Origin of the sequence: Planomonospora alba (genome assembly GCF_039534085.1) — a bacterium.
Taxonomy (GTDB): Bacteria; Actinomycetota; Actinomycetes; order Streptosporangiales; family Streptosporangiaceae; genus Planomonospora_B; species Planomonospora_B alba.
Map to the genome: position 1 here is coordinate 14,227 of NZ_BAAAUT010000067.1, position 21,190 is coordinate 35,416.

A 21,190-nucleotide genomic window follows, 5' to 3' on the forward strand; every position below is an offset into this window, starting at 1 on the left:
CGCTCGTCGTTTCAACCGCGTGAACCCGTCCTTTTATGCCCGGGGTTCTCTCATGTCCGGACATGGCACCGCCGGGGGTGCTGGCACGGCCGCCGCCGCGGTGGTGGAGTAGAGGCATGGATCTTCTGAAGAGACTTCAGGCCGAGCTCGCGGCCTCGACGGACCGGATTCTGTCCACCGCGGCCGGCTTCTCCGACGCCGACGTGGCGGCGCCCTCCCGGCTGCCCGGCTGGACCCGCGGGCACCTGCTGACCCACCTCGCCCGTCACGCCGACAGCATCCTGAACCTGGCGGAGTGGGCCAGGACCGGCGTCGAGACCCCGCAGTACGTCGACGCGCGCAGCCGCGACGCCGACATCGAGGCGGGCGCCCCCCGCCCCGCCAAGGAGCAGCTCGCCGATCTGGAGGAGAGCTCGGCCAGGCTCGCCGCCGCCTTCCGCGACCTGCCCGAGCAGGCGTGGTCCGCCGTGGTGTGCGGGACCCGCCCGCTCGAGCATCCGGCCTGGTACCTCCTGGTCCGCCGGCTGCGTGAGACCGAGGTCCACCACGCCGACCTCGGCGCGGGCTACACGTGCTCCGACTGGCCCGAGCCGTTCGTCCGGCGGGAGCTGCACGACGCGCTGGTGTGCTGGCCCAGGGAGCAGAGCCCGGTCAGCGAGGTCGTGGTCGAGGAGACCATCGACGACTACCTGCACCACCAGGTCTGGCGCGACCTCGGCTCGGGCCCGGTGGTCCAGGGCGACCCGTGGGCGCTGCTGGGCTGGATCACCGGCCGCACCCGGGGGGGCGGGCTTAGGGTGATGGCGGAGGGGAGCACGGGCAACCAGCCCGCGGCCGGGCCGGTGCCCGCACCGCCGCCGTGGCCGGGTCTGTCCGCGCCCCCCGGCCTTCCCCAGACGCCTCCCGAGGAGTACCCGTGACCTATACCGGTGACGTGCGCGTCGGCGGCCCCGCCGACGTGCGCGAGCTGCCCGCCGTGACGATCTCCAAGCTCGCCGTGGGCCCGTTCGACAACAACGCCTACCTGGTGCGCTGCAACGACACCGGCGACGGCGTGCTGATCGACGCCGCGGCCGAGGCCGACCGGCTGCTGGAGCTGATCGGCGACATGCCCATCAGCAAGGTCGTCACGACCCACCAGCACGGCGACCACTGGCAGGCCCTGGAGGAGGTCGTGCGGGCCACCGGCGCCCTGGTCGTCGCCCACCCGCTGGACGCCGGGGCGCTGCCCGTCCCGGCGGGCCTGACGGTCGAGCACGGCGACAAGGTGACCGTCGGCGTGGTCAGCATGGAGGTCGTCCACCTGCGCGGCCACACGCCCGGCTCGATCGCCCTGCACTACAACGGCCACCTGTTCACCGGCGACTCGCTCTTCCCCGGCGGGGTCGGCAACACCAACAAGGACCCGGAGCGCTTCGAGCAGCTCTTCACGGACGTGTGCGAGCGGATCTTCGACCGCTTCCCCGACGAGACGTGGGTCTATCCGGGCCACGGCAGGGACACCACGCTCGGCGCCGAACGGCCCCACCTGCCCGAGTGGCGCGAGCGCGGCTGGTAGCCGCCGCGGGAGCGGGTACGGTGACCGGCCCCGAGAACGCACCCGGGAGACGGTGACCGGCCCGGAGGACGCGCCCGGGACCGACCCCCTGAGGGGCCGGTCCCGGGACGGGCGGAGCGGCGGACGGACCTCAGCCGACGCGCTCGGCCTCCTTGCGCTCCTTGCGCTGCTCCCGCTTGAACATCAGGATGCGCAGCGGGATGGCCGCCACGATCGTGATCTGCATGGTCGCGCCGACCTTGATGAGGGTGTCGCCCCCCGCCAGGCCCGCGGCCCAGATGGTCAGGCAGGCGACGTTGACCATCATCCAGGCGAGCACCACCGCCGCCAGGTTGCCCTTGGGCTTGGGGTACTCGATCCGGCTCACCATGAGGTAGGCGATGCCGAAGATGGGCAGCACGGCCCAGACCGACGGCTCGAAGAGCAGCACGATCGCGATCACCGTCATGGCGCCCATCGGGATGGGCAGGCCCATGAAGTCGCCGCTCTTGGTCTTCACGCAGGCGAAGCGGGCGAGCCGGACGACCCCGCCCAGCAGCACCGACGCCGCGGCGGCCATCACCAGCAGGAACGGGACCCGCTCGTTGAAGCCGGCCCAGATGACCACCATGAACGCGGGTGCGAAGCCGAAGCTGATCACGTCGGCGAGGTTGTCGAGCTCGGCGCCCATCGCCGAGGCGCGGAACCTGCGGGCCACCAGGCCGTCGAACAGGTCGCAGGTGGCGCCGAGCAGCAGCAGCACCACCGCGGTGCCGAAGAACTGCGGGTTGGCCGAGAACGTCCCGGTCTGCTGCAGGGACGTGATGGCCGACCAGGCGAGGACGCAGACGGCGAGGAACCCGCAGAGCGCGTTGCCCAGGGAGAGGGAGTCCGCGGCGGACAGCCGGAACGCCTTGCCGACGGGGCCGCGGGGTTCGTCGTCCGCCCCGCCCATCGGCCAGCTCGCGTCAGCCGTGGTCAAGGCCGGTCACCCCTGCGACGGTCTTCTGGCCGACGGAGACCGCCGGTGCGATCCCCTCGGGCAGGTAGACGTCCACCCGCGAACCGAACCGGATCAGCCCGATGCGCTCGGCCCTGCCCACCTTGGCGCCCGCGGCCAGGTAGGGCACGATGCGGCGCGCGACCGCGCCCGCGATCTGGACGAGCTCCAGATCGCCGAGCGCGGTGTCCAGGTGCCACACGACCCGCTCGTTCTTGTCGCTGTCCTTGTCGAAGGCCGGCAGGAACCCACCGGACACGTGCTCCACCGAGGTGACCGTGCCGGCCATCGGCGCGCGGTTGACGTGCACGTTGAGCGGGCTCATGAAGATGGCCACCCGGGTGCGGCCGTCCGGCCACGGGTCGATGCTCTGCACCACGCCGTCCGCGGGCGACAGGATCCGCCCGGGACCGGGGGTGCGCTCGGGGTCGCGGAAGAACCAGAGCATGCCGCCGGTGAGCGCGGTCAGCGGGACCGCCGCCAGCGCCCAGCGCCGGTCACGGCGGCTGAGCAACGAGGTCACGGCGGAGGCCGCAACCGTCGGGAGCAGCCACGGAGAGACGCCACGCGCCAGCCGCATGCGGGCCGGCGGGTGACTTGCTGAATCGTGGGACACAGGGAACCTTTTGTGATGTCTTGCGGCGTTAGACCGGTATGCCTACCCGCCCTGGGGGAGGATGCTACCGATCTCTCAGCCCTTTTACGGCGCAATGAGACAAGCAAAGCGCCTTCCGCGGCAATCCGCTAGACCTGCTTGGCCTCCGCGGCGGGGGCGATGTGGTCGCTCTTGCGCGCATCGCGCCGGGACTTGACCAGGCTCGCCACGGTGGTGACCACCATGGTGACGCCGATGACCGACAGCGACAGCCAGATCGGCACCTCGGGCGCCCACGAGACGCCGCTGGAGTGCAGCGCTTCGGCAATCAGCTTAACCCCGATGAAACCGAGGATGAACGCCAGGCCGTAGCTGAGGTAGACCAGGCGCTGCAGCAGGCCGCCCAGCAGGAAGTAGAGCTGGCGCAGGCCCATCAGCGCGAACGCGTTGGCCGTGAAGACGATGAACGCGTCGGTGGTGAGACCGAAGATCGCCGGGATCGAGTCGAGCGCGAACAGCAGGTCGGTGGTGCCGATGGCCACCATGACGATCAGCATCGGGGTGACCATGCGCCGCCCGTCGATCCGGACGAGGATCTTGGAACCGACGTAGTCGTCGGTGTGCGGCAGCGCCCGCCGGGCCCAGCGCAGGACCGCGTTCTCGGTGAACTCCTCGTCGTCGCCGCCGTGCTGGCGGACGAGCTGCACCGCGGTGTAGATCAGGAAGAGCCCGAAGATGTAGAACAGCCAGCTGAAGTTCTGCAGGGCGGCGGCGCCGAGCGCGATGAATACGCCGCGCATGACCAGCGCCATCAGCACGCCGATCAGCAGCACCTTGTGCTGGTACGCCTTCGGGACCGCGAAGCGGCTCATGATGATGTAGAAGACGAACAGGTTGTCGACGCTCAGGCTGTACTCGGTCAGATAGCCCGCGAAGAACTGGGCGGCGGGTGTGGCTCCCGCCAGGACCCAGAGCCCGACGCCGAAGACGACGGCGAGCGTGACGTAGAAACCGACCCAGAAGCCGGCCTGCCTCATCGAGAACTCTCGGGGCTCGCCCCGGTCGACGATCCACAGATCGAAGGCCAGGACGGCAAGGAGGCCGCCGATCACGGCGACCCAGGCCCACATGGGTACGGTCATGTTCTAGTCAACCCTCCGGCGCGCATGGCGGAATGCCGGAGGTCTCTCCCGCCCGGCACAGATCACCTCTGGGAAGCGTGTGCGGACCGACAGCCCCGGGGGCCTCGTGGATCGAGGCGGCACCGTGATGACGAGACTGTCACGAAGGGATACTCCCCCCCTAACCAAGCCAGTATAAGGATCCGGCCAGGTGGCACCTAATCCAACTCACGGCCCGGCCCGCTTGTTCCCGGTTCTGTAAAACCTCCCGGGGAGACCTCTGTCACACCGTCCGCCCGGTTCCGGGGGTGAGCGCCCGGCCCGTCCGGCCCCGCCGCCGGCCCCACCGGCCCCCGGGGGCCGGTGGGGCCGGCTTCCACTCAGGACCGCCGCAGGTCCCGGTAGACCTCCGCGACGGCGTCCAGCGCCTCCCGCTCACCGGGCAGCTCACGGCCGCGCCTGGCCGCCTCCCCCGCCAGCCTCCGGACGAGCACGTCGTCGGCGAGCACCCGGGCGAGCGCACCGGCGAGGGCGGCGGCGTCGCCGTACGGGACGAGCAGCCCGCCCTCCCCCACCATCGGCGGGATCCCCCCGACGGCGGTGGCGACCACCGGCGTGCCCGCCCGCAGCGCCTCCTGCACGCTCAGCGGCTGCCCCTCCCACCTGCTGGGCACGACCAGCGCCCGCGCCGCGCCGAGCAGGTCCGCCACGTCGTCCCGGGCGCCCAGCAGCCGCACCGGCAGTCCGTCGCGGTCGATCCGCCGCTGCAGGTCCCCGCGGAGCGGCCCCTCCCCCGCCACGAGGAACAGCGGCCGGGGCGACGGGCCGGAGGCGAGCTCCGCCGCCGCGTCGAGGAGCGTCTCCAGGCCCTTCTGCTGGGCGAGCCGGGCGACGGTCAGCAGGATCGGCCGGTCGTCGGCGCCGAGCGCGGCCCGGACCTCCTGCGCCGTCCGGCCCGGTGCGGGAAGCTGGGGCGCGGGGACGACGGCCGCCGTGACCCGTCCGGCCCCCAGCGCGCTCATCCGCTCCCCCAGGTCGGGCGAGACCACCAGGACCCGGTCGGCGCGACGGGCGACGATCCGTTCGAGCAGCCGGTAGACGGCCCCGACGGCGCCCTGCGCCGTGGCGGCGTTGTGCAGGGTCACCGCCAGCGGGGTGCCGGTCCCGGTGAGCGCGAGCGCCGCCAGCGCACCGGCCCGCAGCCCGTGCGCGTGCACGGCGTGCGCCCCGCGCAGCCGCCGCAGCTCCCGGACCGCCCGCAGGTCACCCGCGGGGCGCGGCCGGTCGGAGATCGGCACCGGGACGAACCCGACGCCGAGCCGGGTGAAGCGGAAGGTCTCCTCCGTGCTCGGCGGTCCGGCCACCACCACCCGGCACCCCCGGCCCGCCAGCCCGCCGGCCAGCATCGCCACGTGCCGTCCGACCCCTCCCGCGCTGGTCCCCAGCACGAGCGCCACCCGCGTCCCCGGCTCAACCATCGGCCCGTTCCCTCCCGCCTCCACGCGGCGCCCTCCGTCCGGAGGGCTCCCCGTCGTCTCCCGGTCGTCCTTCTCCGGAGGACTCCCCGCCGGAGCGTCCCCGACCGCCGGGCAGCCGCGCGAGCAGCGCCCGGGCGTCCGGCCCGTCGATCAGCGCGGCGACGGCGGCGAACGCCGCCGCGGCGGCCAGCGCGGCCCCCGTCCCGGTCACCGCGCACATCCACTTCGGCACGTCGGCGAAGGCGGTGGCCACGGCCAGGCCCGCGCCGTACGCCGCGCCGCCGCCCGCCAGCGCGGCGAGCAGCGCGCGTCCCGCACCCGCGAGCGCCGCCGCGCCCCTGGCCCGCAGCACCGCCCAGGCCAGCAGCACACCGCCCGCGGTCATCCCGGCCGTGCTGCCCAGCGCCAGCATCCCGACCACCTCGGAGCGGTCCCCGGCCGCGTTCGCCAGCCCGATCTGCGCGACCAGCGCCACCGCCCACCCCGCCACCGAGGCCAGGGCGGCCGACCGCCCCCGGCCGCAGGCGTACAGCACCCGGGCGAGGTGGAACATCAGCGCGTACCCGATCAGCCCGGGCGCGAACAGCGCGACGGCCGCGGCCATCTCCGCCGGCCTGCCCCCGGGGGTGCCCTCCAGGAAGAGCCGGGAGACGGGTGTGGCGAGCGCCGCCATCGCCCCCGCCGACAGGCCCATCGCCAGCACGACCACCCGCGTGGTGGAGGCGGCCAGGGCGTCGAAGCCCGCCCGGTCCCCGTCGGCCGCCCGGGTGGACAGCACCGGGAAGGCGCTGGTCGCCACCGGTACGGCGAGCACCGCCGGCGGCAGCTGGTACAGCGCCCAGGCGTAGGTGTAGAAGTTGATCCGGCCCTCACCGCCGAACTCGTTGGTGAGCGTGACCACCGCGGTCAGCGTGACCTGCTGGGCGACGAGCACCGCGAGACCGGCCGTGGCCAGCCGCCGAGCCTGGGCCGCGACGCCGGGCGGGAAGGAGAGCGAGGGCCGCAGCCGCAGCCGTAGCCCGCGCACCGGCCCGATCACGGTCAGCACCATGGCGGCCGCGGCCACCGTCGCCCCGAGCGAGAGGGCCAGCTCCCCGGCCGGTTCCAGCGCGTCCAGTCGCTTGGCGGCGTCCCCGTCGAGCCAGGCGAACAGCACGTTCGAGGCGACGATGACCAGGCTGGAGACCAGCGGGGCCAGGGCGGGCCCCAGGAAGCGCCGGTGCGCCTGGAGCACGCCGTACAGGACCACGGCGAGCCCGAAGAAGATCATCCGGGGGGCGAAGACGACCAGCATGCGGGTGCCGACCTCGACGACCTGCGCGGCGTCGCACCCCTCGGGCAACCCGGTGAGCAGCGCGACGACCGGGCCGGCGAAGGCCGCGACCAGCAGGGTCAGCGGGACCAGGACCAGCATCGCCCAGGTGAGCAGCGCCGAGGTGGTCCGCCCGACCTCGGCCCTGGCCTGCGGGTCGTCGCCGGCGCGGGAGGCCGCCGAGGCCAGCACGGGCACCACCATCCCGGCCAGCGCGCCGCCCACCACCAGCTCGAAGACGATGTTGGGCACGTAGTTCGCGGTGGTGTAGGCGGTGCCCAGGCAGGCGTTGGCGACGGTGTGCGACTGGACGTAGTACCGGCCGAACCCGACGATCCGGGCGGCGACGGTCACGGCCCCGATGAGGAGCGCCGCTCCGGCGATCCCCCGGCCGATCCTGATGGTCATCGGTGGCCGGGCGCCTGCTCCACGGGACGGCGGCCGAGCATGTCGATCCTGTTGAGCACGGGGTTGCCCGCGATCACCTTGGTGAAGCTGATCTTCTCCGAGGCGGCGGTCAGCGCGACGACCGTGCCGAGCACCGCCAGCCGGCCCGGGCGGCCGAGGGCGGAGGTCGCGGCCAGGCCGAGCAGCGCGCCCAGCGCGTTGGCCCCGGCGTCGCCCAGCATCGCCCGCTCGCCCAGGTCCTCCGGGAGGAGCGCGGCGGCGGCGCCGAGCGTGAGCCCGGCCAGCGCCGCGGGGACGGGCTCGTCGCGCACGACCGCGGCGGCGGCCAGCGGCACACCGGCGATCAGCCCGGCCTTGATCGCGCGACCGGGCCGCAGGTCGAAGAGGTTGGCCAGGTTGGCGCCGCCGGCGACCAGCGCGCCGCCGACCGCGGTGTCCAGGACGCTCCGGGATGTCAGCGCGGCGGCGGCCAGGCCGGTCGCGCCGATGCCGAGGATCTTCACCGCGCCGCTGGTGACCTCGCCCTTGGCCAGGGCGCTCAGATGGCCCCTGAACCCCTTGGAGGACGTCACCCCGTACAGGTCGTCGTAGGCGCCGAAACCGCCGCCCCCCGCCATGGCCCGCAGCGCGGCCGCGCGGACCCGCGCGGGCAGCGGCGGGAGCGCCCCGGCCGCGGCGCCGGCGCCGGCCGCGAAGGCCGGGCCTTCCAGCAGCGTGATCGGCTCACCGCGGTGGTTGGTCCGCTCCCACGTCCCGGCGTCGCCGAGCGGCGGCCTGCGGGTGAAGGCCGCGTAGGCGGCGCGGGCGGCCGCCGCGCCGAGCACGGCGCCGGCGAGGGCTCCGAGAAGAGCACGACGGGCCATCGGATCATCCTCCGGAATCTGCGGTGGGGGGCGGGGAGGCCGACGGCGCCGCGGGCGCCCGGGCGGGCTCGAAGGCCGAGGCGCCGGGGCCGATGCCGTACTGCCCGGTGCCCCCGGACAGCTGCTCCCGCAGAGAGTAGACCACCACGACGCGGCCCGCGGGCATATCGGCGGTGTCCACGCTGGAGACCCGTTCGGCGGCCGCGCCGTTCTCGCGCAGCGCGGCGATGGCCCCGCCGACGGCGGTGACGGCCTGGGTCCCGGCCAGCACGCTGCCCTGGGAGCCCTCGTCCAGGCCGAGCGCCGTCGAGACGATCGCCTCCGCCTGGGTGGTCGCGTCCTCCCCCGCGTACGCCTCCGCGGGCGCGACCAGCACGGCCGAACCCGCCATGACGAGCCGCCCCTCCTGGCCGGTCTGGCCCTCCTGGGCGGTGGGCGCCACCCCGCCGGTCACGGTGAGCAGACCCGCGCGCTCGAACGCGTCGAGGATGCCCGCCGCCGCCGGGTTCTCCTTCCCGGTCTGGGTGGGGTCGCTGGTCACGATCGCGTCGGCGAGCACCGCCGCCGCCTTGTCGTACGGCGTGTCCTCGGCGGGGAACGTCAGATCGGCGGGCTTGACCGCGCCGGCGAGCCGGTCGACGAGGCCGGACTGGTCGGCGTCCATGTACTTGTCGGTCAGAGTGACCTTGCCGGTCACCGTCGCCCCCGCCGCGGTGATCGTCTGCTGCACGGCGTCGCTGACGGCCGCGGCGGCGCCGGGCGCCTCCACGATCACGACGCTCTGCCCGGTCAGCGTGCCCCGCACGAGCTCGGGCGTGCGGGCGGCGGCGAAGGCGTCGTTGCCGGCCTCGCGCTTGCGCAGCACGTCCAGCTGGTCGCGGAGCTCGGTGTTGCCCTTGCTGAGCTGGTCGGCGAGGGTCTCGGCCGTCTTGATGGCCGGCTCCTCCAGCAGGGTGGTGCCGAGCACGATGCCGACCGAGAGCGCGAGGAAGATCGCGACGATGGATACGAGGTGATAGCGGAAATCGATCACGAGAAGAGTCCGACCAGCCAGAAGGTGAAGCTGCTCCAGACGTCGCGGAGACTGTCGATCCAGATCTTGCCCACCGGGGAGACGAAGATCGCCACCCCCATGGTGATCAGCGCGGTCGCGACGAGCAGGAGCAGGGACGGAGTGGAGATCCGGCTGCGGTAGAGCCGGCTGACGCCCTTCGCGTCGATGAGCTTGCTGCCCACCCGCAGGCGGGTGAGGAAGGTGCTGGCCATGCCGGACCGCCCCTTGTCGAGGAACTCCTCCAGCGTCCAGTGCGTGCCGACCGCGACGAGCAGCTCGGCGCCCTTGTCGTCGGCGAGCAGCATCGCGATGTCCTCACTGGTGCCGACCGCCGGGAAGACCACGGCCTCGCGGCCGAGCTGCCGGACCCGCTCCAGCCCCGGCGCGCGGCCGTCCCGGTAGGCGTGCACGACCAGTTCGGCGCCGCACGACAGCGCCTTGGCGGAGACCGAGTCGAAGTCGCCCACGATGACGTCGGGCACGTATCCGGCCTCCAGCAGCGCGTCGGCGCCGCCGTCGACCCCGATCATCACGGGGCGGTACTCCCGGATGTAGGGGCGCAGGGCGGCGATGTCCTCCTTGTAGTGGTAGCCGCGCACCACGATGAGGACGTGCCGCCCCTCCATGACCGTCCGGAGGTCGGGCACGCCGACCCCGTCGATGAGCAGGTCCCGCTCCCGCCGGACGTACTCCATGGTGTTGGCGGCGAACGCCTCGATCTGGACGGTCAGCCCGGCCCGGGCCTCGGCCATCGCCGCCTCGACGGACTCGGCCGTCTGGACGTCGCCCTTGCCCACGATCTCGTCGTCGAGGTAGACGACGCCCTCGTGCAGGCGGACCAGGTCGCCGTCCTTGACCCGCTCGAACAGCTCGGGGCTGGCGTTGTCGACGAACGGCACGCCGGCCTCGATGATGATCTGCGGCCCCAGGTTGGGGTAGCGGCCGCTGATGCCCGCGGCGACGTTGACCACGCCCGCCGCGCCGCACGCGACAAGCGCCTCCGCGCTCACCCGGTCGACGTCGACGTGATCGATAATCGCGATCTCCCCGGCCTGGAGGCGCTTGGTCAGCCTCTTGGTCCGCCGGTCGATCCTCGCCACTGCCGTCACCCCGGGAAGGTCCGAGACCTTCCTGCGGCGGAGGTATCCGGTGAGCCTGCGTTGCAGCCCGTCAGTCGGAACCTTCATCGTGCCCATCCTGCCAGAGGGAGAGAGCCGGGGAGCCACGTACCGGGCCGCGTGTCAGCATCGGCGTGGGCCGCGACCGCCCCGGCGCCCGCCCCCGCGGGCCGGGGCGGACACCTCACTTCTTGGCCTCGGCCGCGGCCGCCAGCAGCTCCTCGGCGTGCGCCCGGCCGAGCTCGGAGTCCTCCAGACCCGCCAGCATGCGGGACAACTCGCGGATCCGGCCGTCCCGGTCGAGGGCCACCACGCCGCTGCGCACCACGCTGCCGTCGTCGGACTTCTCGACGACCAGGTGCTGGTCGGCGAAGGCGGCGACCTGCGGCAGGTGTGTGACCACTATCACCTGCGCGGTGCGGGCGAGCCGGGCGAGCCGGCGGCCGATCTCGACCGCGGCCTTGCCGCCCACTCCCGCGTCCACCTCGTCGAACACGAACGTCGGCACCGGGTCGGCGCCGGCGAAGACCACCTCGATGGCCAGCATGACGCGGCTCAGCTCACCACCGGAGGCGCCCTTGTTCAGCGGCAGCGGCGGTGAGGCCGGGTGCGGGGACATCCGCAGCTCCACCTCGTCCACGCCGTGCGGGCCGAAGTCCGCCGCCTGGGTGATCTCGACCGCGACCCGCGCGTGCGGCATGGCCAGCGCGGTGAGCTCCTCGGTGACGGCCCGGCCGAACCGCTCGGCGGCGGCCCTGCGGATCCGGGTCAGCTCGGCGGCCAGCTCGGTGAGGCGGCCGGTGAGCTCCTCGTGCTCGCGGGTGAGGTCGGCGATCCGGTCGTCGTCGCCCTCCAGCTCGGCCAGGCGGCGCGCCGCCTGCTCGGCCCAGCCCAGCACCGCCCCGGTGTCCTCGCCGTACTTGCGGACGAGGTGGGTGAGCTGGGCCCGGCGCTCCTGCACGGCCGCCAGCCGCGCCGGGTCCGCCTCGACCGACTCGGCGTATCCGGCCAGCTCCGTGGCGATGTCGGACAGCAGGTAACCGGCCTCGGCGAGCCGGTCGGCGAGCCCGGCCAGCGCCGGGTCGAAGTCGCGGACCGCCTCGACGGCGGAGCGGGCCTGCCCGACCAGCGAGACGGCGTCCACCCCCTGGTCCGTCGCCATGGGGTCGCCGAGCAGGGCCATGTGCGCCGTCTCCGCCGCCGTCCGGAGCGCGTCGGCGTGGGAGAGCCGCTCCTCCTCCTCCAGGAGCTGGGCGTCCTCACCCGCCTTGGGGTCGGTCTTCTCGATCTCGTCGAGCCCGAACCGGAGCAGGTCGGCCTCCTGCTGCCGCTCCCTGGCCCTGGTGGTGAGCTCGGCCAGCTGCTCGGCGACCTCCTTGTGCCGCCGGTAGGCCTGCTCGTAGGCGCGCAGCGGCTTGACCAGCTCGTCGCCCGCGTAGCGGTCGAGAGCGGCGCGCTGGCGGCCCGGCTGGAGCAGCCGCTGCTGGTCCATCTGCCCGTGCACGGCCACGAGGTCGTCGGCGAGGTAGGTGAGCGTGCCCACCGGGACGCTCCGCCCGCCCAGCCAGGCCCGGCTGCGGCCCTCGGCCGAGACGGTGCGCGAGACGATCAGCTCGCCGTCCTCGACCGCGCCGCCGAGGTCCTCGACCTGCTGGGCCACCCGGCCCTGCGGGTCGACCACGAGGGTGCCCTCGACGGTGGCCCTGTCGGCACCGGGACGCACGCGGGCGGGGTCGGCCCGGCCGCCGAACAGCAGCCCGAGACCGGTCACCACCATGGTCTTGCCCGCACCGGTCTCACCGGTGACCACGGTGAACCCCGGCGACAGCGCCAGGACGGCCTCGTCGATCACGCCGAGTCCCTGGATGCGGACCTCCTCGACCCTGGGTCGCACTGGTCCCTCCCGTCACGTCGAATAGACCGAACATCTGTGCGGTGCGCGGGCACGATCCTACGCGCTCGGCACACCGCCGTCCGGACGCGCGCTACGACCGCGCGCGCCCGCGCCACCCCTGGACGGGGAGGTCGAACTTGGCCACCAGGCGGTCGGTGAACGGCGCCCCGGTGTCCTCCACGCCGTGCAGCCGGGCGAGCCTGACCGGCACCGCGCCCCGGCGGACCTCGACCCGGGCCCCGGCGGGCAGGTCGAAGCGGCGGCGGCCGTCGCACCACAGCACCGCACCCGCCGTCTGGGGCTGGATCTCCACTGCGAGGGCGGAGCGGGGCGAGACCACCAGCGGCCGGGCGAACAGCGCGTGCGCGCTGATCGGCACCAGCAGCAGCGCCTCCACCTCGGGCCAGACGACCGGTCCGCCCGCGGAGAACGCGTAGGCGGTCGACCCGGTCGGCGTGGCGCAGATGACCCCGTCGCAGCCCCACCGGGACAGTGGCCGTCCGTCGATCTCCGCGACCACCTCCAGCATGCGCTCGCGCTTCTCCACGGTGGCCTCGTTGAGCGCCCACGTGTCGGCGAGCACCTGGCCGTTGAGGCGGGCGGTGACCTCGATCGTCATCCGCTCCTCCACGTCGTAGCGGCCCCGCACGACGCAGTCCACCGCGACTTCGAGGTTCTCCACCTCGGCCTCGGCCAGGAAGCCAACGTGCCCGAGGTTGACCCCGAGCAGCGGGACCCCCATCGGGCGGGCCAGCTCCGCGGCCCGCAGGAGGCTGCCGTCGCCGCCGAGCACGATCATCATCTCGGCGTCCTGGATCGCGGACATGCCGCCGGGCACCACCTCGACCCCCGGCGGGGCGATCGCCTCCGCCTCCGCGCAGAGCACGCGCACGGTCACGCCCGCCTCCACCAGCCGGTCGATCACCAGCCGGGCGCTGTCGACGGCCGCCTCCCGCCCGGTGTGGGCGGTGACGAGCATGGTGCGCTTGGAGGTCATGTTCCACTCTCTGCGGGACGGTGTCGGGGAGCCGCCTGTGCGGGACGGTGCCGCGGAACCGGCGGGCGCCCGCACCGCGGGAAGCGCGGCGGAGCGTCCCGCCGGGGGCGGCGCGGAGGACTCTGGCTGGGACGGCGCGGGGGACGCCGCGCAGGGCGCGCCACTACTGCGGACCCTCCGCCACCGCGCGGTCGATCTCCGCGCCGAGGTCCGCGACCGGCGGGACGCCCTCCCCCTTGCCCAGCCAGATCACGTACTCGACGTTGCCCGAGGGGCCGGGCAGAGGACTGGCGGTGACCCCCCGCACGGCCAGGCCGAGCGCCCGCGCGGCCTCGGCGACGTCCCGTACGGCCTGCGCGCGCAGGGCCGGGTCGCGGACGACACCGCCGGAGCCGACCCGCTCCCTGCCGACCTCGAACTGCGGCTTGACCAGCATCGCGAAGTCCGCCTCCGGGGCGGCGCAGGCGGCCAGGGCGGGCAGCACCAGCCGCAGCGAGATGAACGACAGGTCCCCGACGACCAGCGTGGGGGCCTCGCCCACCATGTCGGGCGTCAGATCCCGGACGTTGACCCGCTCCATGACCGTGACCCGCTCGTCGGTCCTGAGCGACCAGGCGAGCTGGCCGTACCCGACGTCGACGGCGAGCACGTGCGCGGCGCCGTTGCGCAGCAGCACGTCGGTGAAGCCCCCGGTCGAGGCTCCGGCGTCCAGGCAACGCCGCCCCGCGACGGTCAGCCCCCTCGGGCCGAACGCCTCCAGCGCTCCGACGAGCTTGTGCGCCCCCCGCGAGACGTAGTCGGGCCCCTCCGCCGCCTCGGCCACCACGATGGCCGAGGCGGTGTCGACCTGGGTGGCGGGCTTGGAGGCGGTCCGGCCTCCGACGGTGACCCGTCCCGCCTCGATGAGCTGGGCCGCCTGCTCCCGGGACCGGGCCAGCTTGCGGCGGACGAGCTCGCTGTCGAGGCGCGCCCGGCGGCTCACCGGACCCCGTCCGGGGTGCCGTCCGCCGTGCCGTCCGCCGTGCCGTCCGCCGTGCCGTCCGCCGTGGCCAGCGCCCGCTCCAGCCCGGCGAGCACCTCCTCGAACACGCCGACGTGCGCCGCGACGGGCACGTCGCCGAGCACGGAGAGCCCGCCCAGGGCGGTGTCCACCAGCTCGTCCCCGGTCCGCTCCGGAAACCCAGGCAGCTCCGTCATGCTCCCCCTCCGGAGGTGCTCTCCGCCGTCGCGGCGCCCCGCCCGGCACGCCGGAGCGCGGGGACCCGGATATCGCTCATGTGTTCGATGTACATAACCATACCTCCTCGCTCACCGCGCCACCGGGATTCCGGCCGGGCGCGGCACGGCCCCCGGGGCTCCGGGCCGGACGGTTCGGGTCCGGCGCCCCGGGCGGGGAGGCGGGCCGCCCCGAATCCGGCCGCCCGCGAACTATCGCGCATGCCCCGCTCGTTGTCATCCCGGCGGGACGGACGGTCCCCGTCACGTGTCGCACGGCGGCCCGAGCATACGGCCGGGGTGCCGCCGCGCCCTTTCCGGCACGCCCGCCGGGGCGGATCGCGCGCCGCGTCCATGTGGAACGCTACCGTCCGTAGGGAAAGGGATCCGGGCCGGTCCTGGAGAGAAAGGAGCGCCACTCGATGGCGACCATCGACGAGTGCCGTGCGGCACTGCGGAAGCTCGGCGAGCAGTACGACGAGATCGCCCCGGAGGACCGCGCGAAGCACGTGGTCGAGCGGACCATCAGCTGCCGCATCAGCGACCTGGGGGTCACCTTCCACGGCCGCATCCACCAGGGCGGCCTCGGCCCGTTCGACGACAGCCCGCCGGCCGACGGCACCCCCGCGGCGGTGAAGCTGACCCTCTCCAGCGACGACCTCGTCGCGCTCGTCAACGGGGAGCTCGACATGGGCCGGGCGGTTTTCGGCGGCCGGGTCAAGATCGACGCCAGTTTCGGCGACCTCCTCCGCCTCCGCAAGCTCCTGTGACCGCCTCGCCGGGACGGGCATCCGAGGGCGCGTCCCGGCGCTACGCGGAGGGCGCGGCGTCCCGGAGCGGGGAGGCGAGCACCTCCTTCACGGCGTCCTCGTCCGCCCGCCCCTCTCCGGCGGCCTCCCAGGCCGCGGCGCAGGCGGCGCGCAGCCCGTCGAGAGGCTCGCCCCCGCCGTCCAGGCGGAGCCTCCCGCCGTCCCAGCGGGCGCTCCACCCCCCGCAGGTCCACGCCCCCGGGTCCCGGCGCGGACCCCGGTACGGCCGGTGCAGCGCGGACAGGTCGGCGGCGACGAAGGTGGGCCGGTGCCGGGGGGCGGCGGTCAGCAGGTCGAGCGGCCCCGCCACGCCCGTCAGGACCAGCAGGCTGTCGACCCCGGCGTTGCGGGCGCCCTCGATGTCGGTGTCGAGGCGGTCGCCGACCACGAGCGGCCGGGTCGAGCCGGTCCGCAGCATCGACTCGCGGTGCAGCGGGGGCTCCGGTTTGCCGGCCACGATCGGCTCCACTCCCGTCGCGGTGGCGATCACCCGTGTCATCGCGCCGTTGCCGGGCAGCTCGCCACGGCCGGTGGGCATGGTCGAGTCACCGTTCGCGGCGACGAACAGGGCCCCCCGCCGTACGGCCAGGGCGCCCTCCGCGAGCAGGCCGTAGGAGAGGTCGGGCGCGATCCCCTGCACCACCGCCACCGGCTCGTCCAGCGCGGTGCTGACCGGCCGCAGGCCGTGGGCGCGCAGCGCGCTGCGCAGCCCCATGCCCCCGACCACCAGGACCGGGGCACCCGGCCCGACCCGCTCGGCGATCAGTCTCGCGGCGGCCTGCGCCGAGGTGACCACGTCCTCAGAGGCGGCGGGAGCACCCAGCTCGGTCAGGTGGCGGGCGATGGCCCCGGGGGTGCGGGAGGCGTTGTTGGTGACGTAGGCGAGCCGCACGCCGCGCTCCTGCGCCCGCCGCAGCGCCTCCGGAGCCCCCGGTACGGCGCCGCGGCCGAGGTACACGACCCCGTCCAGGTCCAGCAGGAGGGTGTCGTAGGCGTCGATCAGCGTCTGTGAGTCCACCCGCCCATTCCACCATCCGGGCCGTCCAGGGCCGATCGCGTCCGGCGGCGTCCCTCCCCTGCCGCGCCCGGCGGGTCCCCCGTCACATCCGCCGGGCCCGCAGCGTGGCGCGGACGCTCTTCAACGCCGACACGTAGTGACGCTGGTCGGGGCGCATCGCGACGGCGATGGCCAGCGGTTCCTGCGCCGCCTCCATGTCCCCGGTCCGCCACAGGGCCAGCCCCAGCCCGAAGTAGGCGTAGTCCTCGGTGGGGTTGGCATCGACGATCCAGCGGAAGCTGTCGGCGGCGTCGGCGTACCGCCGGGAGTTGAACTGGGCCCGGGCGAGCGCCTCGCGGATGCTCCGCGACTCCGGCTCGGCGTCGGCGGCGCGCTCCAGCAGCGCCGCGGCGGCGGCGGGACTCCCCTCGGACAGCAGCTTCATCCCCCGCTGGAACCAGTCGTAGACGGTTCCCGTCGGCGCGCCGGTCCCGGGGTCGAACTCGAAGTCAGAGAAATCAGAGGGATCGCCTCTTCCGACCATTGCCAAGGCCTCCTTCATCGACAGACGGCAGATCTGACCGATTTCCCTGACGGACCAGGCACCACCACACACAGGGCGACATCCGGACGTTTCAGGCCTTATGGCAGCATGCCCACTATGGCCAATCTTGAACTGCCGGTACCTGACGGACTGGTGCTCCGCCCGTTCCACGGGGTGCGCTTCGCGGTCGACGATCTGGCCGAGGTGACCTCGCCGCCCTACGACCTCATCGCAGACAACGACGTGCGAGACCTGCTCGACTCCCATCCCAACAACGTCGTCCGGCTCATCCTTCCCGGCGCCGACCGCCACCGGTACGCCGAGGCCCGCGAGATCCTGCGCTCCTGGCTCTCCTCGGGGGTACTGGTCACCGACGAGGTCCCCGCGGTGTACGTCTACGAGCAGGCCGGAGCGGGAGTGCTCCAGCGCGGGCTCATCGGCGACGTGGGCCTGGCCTCCCCGGAGCAGGGGGTGATCCTGCCGCACGAGGACGTCATGCCGGGCCCGGTTGCCGACCGCCTCGCGCTGATGCGCACGACCGAGGCCAACCTGGAGCCCATCTTCCTGCTCTACGAGGGCCGGGGCGGTGCCGCCACCCGTCTCGTCGACGAGGTCGCCGCCACCCGCCCGCCGCTGGTGGAGGCCGGGACCCGGGACGGGATCCGGCACCGGCTGTGGGCCCTCACCGACCCCGCCGAGCTCTCCGTCGTCGACACCGACCTGCGCACCCGCAGCGCCCTCATCGCCGACGGCCACCACCGCTACGCCACCTACCGGGCCCTGCAGGAGGAACACCGCGCGGCCGGGCCGGACGGCGGCACCGCCGAACCCGGGCCGTGGGACTTCGGGCTGGCCCTCCTGGTGGACGTCGACGCCTACCCCCCGGATCTGAAGGCCATCCACCGGGTCGTCCCGGACCTGCCCCTCGACGAGGCCGTGGCGCGGGCGCGCGGATCCTGGCAGGTGCAGGAGCACGCGGATCTGGCCGACGGCCTCGCCGCGCTGGAGAAGGCCACCGGACCGGCCTTCCTCCTGGCCGACGGGGGGTCGGCGCACCTGCTGACCGACCCCGACCCCTGCCAGCTCGAGCACGCCATGCCCGCGGACCGCTCCGTCCGCTGGCGGGCGCTGAACACCTCGATCCTCGCGGAGTTCCTGCTGCCGAAGGTCTGGGGGACGCACGACGACGAGCGCTCGGTGCGCATCGTGCACCACGACCCCGAGGCCGCGGTACGGCTCGCCCGCGAATGCGGAGGCACCGCCGTACTGCTGAACCCGCTCTCGGTCGACGACGTGCTCGCCGTCGCCGCGCAGGGCGAGCGGGTGCCCCGCAAGTCGACCTCCTTCGGCCCCAAGCCCCGCACCGGCCTGGTGCTGCGCCTGCTCACCCTCGGCTGACCCGGCCGGGAGCCGGCCGGAGAGGAGCGCTCCCCGCAGGGCCCGCCGGGATGAGGGGAGCGCTCCCCCGCGGTCCGGGTGAGCCGTCCTCCCCCGGGTCTCCCCCCGCCGGGTCCCGCGCGGCGGGCCCGGTGGACGGACGGGAGCGCCGGAGCGGAGGCTGGACCGTCCCCCGGGCGGTCGGCGCGCAGGCGTCCCCTCCTCCCCCGGCGGGGACGGTAGCGGCCTGCTGTCCGAGCGATTCCGCCGAGCGGACCTCGACCTCGTACCCGGACGACTTGGCCTCCTTCCCTCCCCACCAGCGCCGGCGCAGGGACCCCACCACCTCGATCATGTCGTCGGGGAGCCAGGCCAGCGCGCTCTCGACGACGCCGGGCTCGAACGAGACGCACGGGATGGTGTCCACCCGGGCGCCTCGTCCCCGCTGCTGCCGCCGGACGATCAATCGCCAGACGGCGAACCCGGTGCCGCTCCGCGACGACTTGATCTGCACGGGCTCGGGCAGGCGCCCCACCAGGGCGACCTCGTTGCGATCCATCGGCCCCTCCTTCGGTCTCCGCCGTTCGGAGACGACTCTCTACGATGTGAGCTGTGCCGGGACGGCGCGAACGCCGTTCTGGGGACGCCGGTTCCAGTTCTGAGGTGGCCTGTGGACAACATCACCGACCTTGGCGGAGACGTCTATGAGATCGACACGCGGATGGCGGGATACCCCGGCATCACGGCGGGCTATCTGATCCTGGGGGACCGCCCCTGCCTGGTGGAGACGGGGACCTCCACCTCCGCCCCGGTGGTCAGGGACGCGCTGAACACACTGGGCGTCGGCCCCCGCGACCTCGCCACGGTCGTCGTCACGCACATCCACCTCGACCACGCCGGCGGGGTCGGGGACATCGCGGAGTTCTTCCCCGAGGCGGAGATCGTGGTGCACGAGAAAGGCGCGCGGCACCTCGCGGACCCGTCACGGCTCATGGCCAGCGCGCGGATGGTCTGGGGCGACAAGCTGGACACCCTGTTCGGCGAGCTGTCCGCCACCGAGGCCTCGCGCATCCGCGCGCTCGGCGACACCGGGTCCGTCGATCTCGGCGGCGGGCGCACGCTGAGGAGCCACTACTCCCCCGGCCACGCCAAGCACCACGTGGGGCTGATCGACTCGCACACCGGAGACCTCTACGTCGGGGACGCGGCGGGCGTCTATCTCCCGCAGACCGGGGACCTCCGCCCCGCCACCCCGCCGCCGGACTTCGATCTGCGGACCGCTCTGGATTCGATCGCGCTGTTCGAGGCCCTGGGCCCGCAGCGGTTGCTGTTCAGCCACTACGGACCGGTCACGGACGTGGCCGGGACCTTGGAACGCTCGGCGGAGGAACTGCGCATCTGGGTCGACCTGACCCGGCAGGCCCACGCCGAGGGCATGGACCTGGACCACGCCGTGGCCATGGTCAGGGAGCGCACCCGGGAACGCTACGCGGCGCTGGAGGCCGACGACGCGACCGCCGAGCAGTTCGAGTTGCTCAGTGGAGCCCCGTCCAACGTCGCGGGGATCATGCACTGGCTGGATCGGGTCCGGCCCTGAGCGGTCCCGCGCCGGACCGCCGCGGATCGACGGCGCCCGGGTACGGCGGAGCGGAGTCCGGTCCCGGGAGAAGCGTCCGCTCCTCCCGGGACCGGGCACGGGTCACTTCTCCTTGTCCTCGTTCTCCTCGTCCCCGGCCCGATCGTCCAGGACGTCGCCGAAGTCGGGCTCGATGAAGGCCGGGCCGACACCGGTCCCGCTCTTCACGGCGTCCTGCCCGGCGGTCCCGGCGGCGTCGCCCTCCTCGGCCGCCTTCTCCTCGACCGCCGCGGGCTCCTGCTGCGCGATCTCGCCGATGACGCGCTCGTCCTCCTCGTCGAGGTCGACCTCGTCTTCGATCTCCTCGTCCAGGACGGCGAAACCCTCCGGCTCGGCGTCCTGGACGGCGGCGGACTCCCCGGCGACCTCGGCCTCACCGGTCCCGTCCTCTCCGGAGTCCTCGAAGTCCTCTTCCAGGTCCTCGATGACGGCACCGGTCAGCACGGCGTAGCGCTCGGCGGCGTCGGTCTCGCCGTCCTCGTCGAAGGCCATCGCACGACCGAACCACTCGGTGGCGGCACTCTCATGGCCCGCGTCGGCCAGCGCGTCCGCGTAGGCGTAGGCCAGCCGCGCCGACCACGGGTAGGGACGGTCGTCACGCAGCTCGGACAGCCGCTGGAGGGTGATGACCGCGGCGTCCTTCTGGCCGAGGTCCCGGCGGGCACCGGACTCCACGATCGCCATCTCGATCCGCCCCGCCCGGTCGAGGCGCTCGGCCTCCTTGGACCGGGCCAGGTCGAGGGCGCGCTCCGGACGGCCGAGACCGCGCTCGCAGTCGGCCATGACCGGGAGGAACGCCTCGGAACCCGTCATCCGGCGAGCCGCTCGCAGGTCGCTCAGCGCCTCGGCGAAGTGCCCGGCCCGGTAGGCCGCGATCCCGACCGCCTCACGGATCACACCGATCCGGGCGGCGAAACGGCGGGCGACCTTCGTGTGCTCGTAGGCCTGCTCGGGGTTCTCCTCCTCCAGGGCCCGCTCGGCCGCCACCAGGTGGCGGGAGATCAGATCGGCGAGGTCGAGCGGGAGCGAGCGCAGCTCCTCCCGGATCTCCTTGTCGAGCTCGTCGGCGGTGATGTCCGGGGCGAGCGGGGGCAGTTCCTCTCGCTGCCGCGCCGGAGTCTCGCCACGGTCGCCCTGCTCGTCGCGGCCGTAACGGGTGCGGGAACCGCCCTCACGGTCGCCGTACGGACGACGCTCACCACCGCGGTCGTCCCGATCCCGGAAACCACCACCGC

At 74.0% G+C, this 21,190-nt stretch carries 21 protein-coding genes; 5 read left to right on the forward strand and 16 right to left on the reverse strand.

Translation table 11 applies throughout. The features are described from left to right. Positions 1-116: 116 nt before the first annotated feature. Complete coding sequence (locus ABD823_RS29450; RefSeq protein ID WP_344865293.1) at positions 117-920, forward strand: maleylpyruvate isomerase family mycothiol-dependent enzyme; 804 nt, start codon at positions 117-119, stop codon at positions 918-920. Continuing rightward, a complete protein-coding gene (locus tag ABD823_RS29455) occupies positions 917-1,558 on the forward strand; it encodes an MBL fold metallo-hydrolase (RefSeq protein WP_344865295.1) in 642 nt (213 codons plus the stop codon). Before ABD823_RS29450 ends, ABD823_RS29455 begins: the two co-directional genes overlap by 4 nt. A 130-nt stretch (positions 1,559-1,688) precedes the next feature. On the opposite strand, the gene pssA is transcribed toward ABD823_RS29455, so the two are convergent. The 12 genes from pssA to ABD823_RS29515 all read right to left on the reverse strand — a co-directional run bounded on the left by pssA (position 1,689) and on the right by ABD823_RS29515 (position 14,574). After that, the gene (pssA, locus tag ABD823_RS29460) at positions 1,689-2,519 is read right to left on the reverse strand and encodes a CDP-diacylglycerol--serine O-phosphatidyltransferase (protein ID WP_344865297.1); all 831 of its coding nucleotides are present in this window, start codon (positions 2,517-2,519) and stop codon (positions 1,689-1,691) included. Continuing rightward, the gene (locus tag ABD823_RS29465) at positions 2,506-3,117 is read right to left on the reverse strand and encodes a phosphatidylserine decarboxylase (RefSeq protein WP_344865299.1); all 612 of its coding nucleotides are present in this window, start codon (positions 3,115-3,117) and stop codon (positions 2,506-2,508) included. The genes pssA and ABD823_RS29465 overlap by 14 nt, the downstream gene beginning before the upstream one ends. Before the next feature lie 164 nt (positions 3,118-3,281). Beyond that, a complete protein-coding gene (locus tag ABD823_RS29470; protein WP_344865301.1) occupies positions 3,282-4,274 on the reverse strand; it encodes a TerC family protein in 993 nt (330 codons plus the stop codon). Between the two features lie 359 nt (positions 4,275-4,633). Further along, positions 4,634-5,731, reverse strand: a complete 1,098-nt coding sequence (locus tag ABD823_RS29475; RefSeq protein WP_344865303.1) for a glycosyltransferase family 4 protein — start codon at positions 5,729-5,731, stop codon at positions 4,634-4,636. After that, positions 5,724-7,451: a murein biosynthesis integral membrane protein MurJ gene (gene murJ / locus ABD823_RS29480; protein WP_344865305.1), complete on the reverse strand. Its 1,728-nt coding sequence runs from the start codon at positions 7,449-7,451 to the stop codon at positions 5,724-5,726. Before murJ ends, ABD823_RS29475 begins: the two co-directional genes overlap by 8 nt. After that, positions 7,448-8,314 carry a hypothetical protein gene (locus tag ABD823_RS29485; RefSeq protein ID WP_344865307.1) on the reverse strand — a complete coding sequence of 289 codons (867 nt, stop codon included), beginning with the start codon at positions 8,312-8,314 and terminating at the stop codon, positions 7,448-7,450. Before ABD823_RS29485 ends, murJ begins: the two co-directional genes overlap by 4 nt. Before the next feature lie 4 nt (positions 8,315-8,318). Continuing rightward, entirely contained in the window at positions 8,319-9,347 is a 1,029-nt protein-coding gene (locus ABD823_RS29490; RefSeq protein WP_344865309.1) for a copper transporter, read from the reverse strand. Next, positions 9,344-10,555 carry a putative cytokinetic ring protein SteA gene (steA, locus tag ABD823_RS29495; protein WP_344865311.1) on the reverse strand — a complete coding sequence of 404 codons (1,212 nt, stop codon included), beginning with the start codon at positions 10,553-10,555 and terminating at the stop codon, positions 9,344-9,346. The genes ABD823_RS29490 and steA overlap by 4 nt, the downstream gene beginning before the upstream one ends. 115 nt (positions 10,556-10,670) lie before the next feature. Next, positions 10,671-12,380 carry a DNA repair protein RecN gene (gene recN, locus ABD823_RS29500; RefSeq protein ID WP_344865313.1) on the reverse strand — a complete coding sequence of 570 codons (1,710 nt, stop codon included), beginning with the start codon at positions 12,378-12,380 and terminating at the stop codon, positions 10,671-10,673. Between the two features lie 91 nt (positions 12,381-12,471). Beyond that, a complete protein-coding gene (locus tag ABD823_RS29505; protein WP_344865315.1) occupies positions 12,472-13,377 on the reverse strand; it encodes an NAD kinase in 906 nt (301 codons plus the stop codon). Positions 13,378-13,540: 163 nt separating this feature from the next. Continuing rightward, positions 13,541-14,359 carry a TlyA family RNA methyltransferase gene (locus ABD823_RS29510; RefSeq protein WP_344865317.1) on the reverse strand — a complete coding sequence of 273 codons (819 nt, stop codon included), beginning with the start codon at positions 14,357-14,359 and terminating at the stop codon, positions 13,541-13,543. Continuing rightward, entirely contained in the window at positions 14,356-14,574 is a 219-nt protein-coding gene (locus tag ABD823_RS29515) for a hypothetical protein (RefSeq protein ID WP_344865319.1), read from the reverse strand. Before ABD823_RS29515 ends, ABD823_RS29510 begins: the two co-directional genes overlap by 4 nt. A gap of 440 nt (positions 14,575-15,014) precedes the next feature. On the opposite strand from ABD823_RS29515, the gene ABD823_RS29520 reads away from it, so the two are divergent. After that, on the forward strand, positions 15,015-15,362 hold the full coding sequence (locus ABD823_RS29520; RefSeq protein WP_344865321.1) for an SCP2 sterol-binding domain-containing protein: 348 nt from the start codon (positions 15,015-15,017) through the stop codon (positions 15,360-15,362). A gap of 40 nt (positions 15,363-15,402) precedes the next feature. On the opposite strand, the gene ABD823_RS29525 is transcribed toward ABD823_RS29520, so the two are convergent. Then, positions 15,403-16,455, reverse strand: a complete 1,053-nt coding sequence (locus ABD823_RS29525) for an HAD-IIA family hydrolase (protein WP_344865337.1) — start codon at positions 16,453-16,455, stop codon at positions 15,403-15,405. A gap of 46 nt (positions 16,456-16,501) precedes the next feature. Further along, complete coding sequence (locus ABD823_RS29530) at positions 16,502-16,942, reverse strand: tetratricopeptide repeat protein (RefSeq protein ID WP_344865323.1); 441 nt, start codon at positions 16,940-16,942, stop codon at positions 16,502-16,504. 108 nt (positions 16,943-17,050) lie between these two features. Here ABD823_RS29530 and ABD823_RS29535 point away from each other — a divergent pair, with 108 nt between their 5' ends. After that, positions 17,051-18,340: a DUF1015 family protein gene (locus tag ABD823_RS29535; protein ID WP_425566681.1), complete on the forward strand. Its 1,290-nt coding sequence runs from the start codon at positions 17,051-17,053 to the stop codon at positions 18,338-18,340. On the opposite strand, the gene ABD823_RS29540 is transcribed toward ABD823_RS29535, so the two are convergent. Beyond that, complete coding sequence (locus tag ABD823_RS29540) at positions 18,327-18,878, reverse strand: single-stranded DNA-binding protein (protein WP_344865327.1); 552 nt, start codon at positions 18,876-18,878, stop codon at positions 18,327-18,329. The genes ABD823_RS29535 and ABD823_RS29540 overlap by 14 nt on opposite strands. Positions 18,879-18,989: 111 nt before the next feature. On the opposite strand from ABD823_RS29540, the gene ABD823_RS29545 reads away from it, so the two are divergent. Then, positions 18,990-19,916, forward strand: coding sequence for an MBL fold metallo-hydrolase (locus ABD823_RS29545; RefSeq protein WP_344865329.1), 927 nt, complete (start codon positions 18,990-18,992; stop codon positions 19,914-19,916). A gap of 102 nt (positions 19,917-20,018) precedes the next feature. Here the strand turns inward: ABD823_RS29545 and ABD823_RS29550 are convergent. After that, a partial coding sequence (locus tag ABD823_RS29550; protein ID WP_344865331.1) for a tetratricopeptide repeat protein occupies positions 20,019-21,190 on the reverse strand: 1,172 nt, incomplete at its 5' end.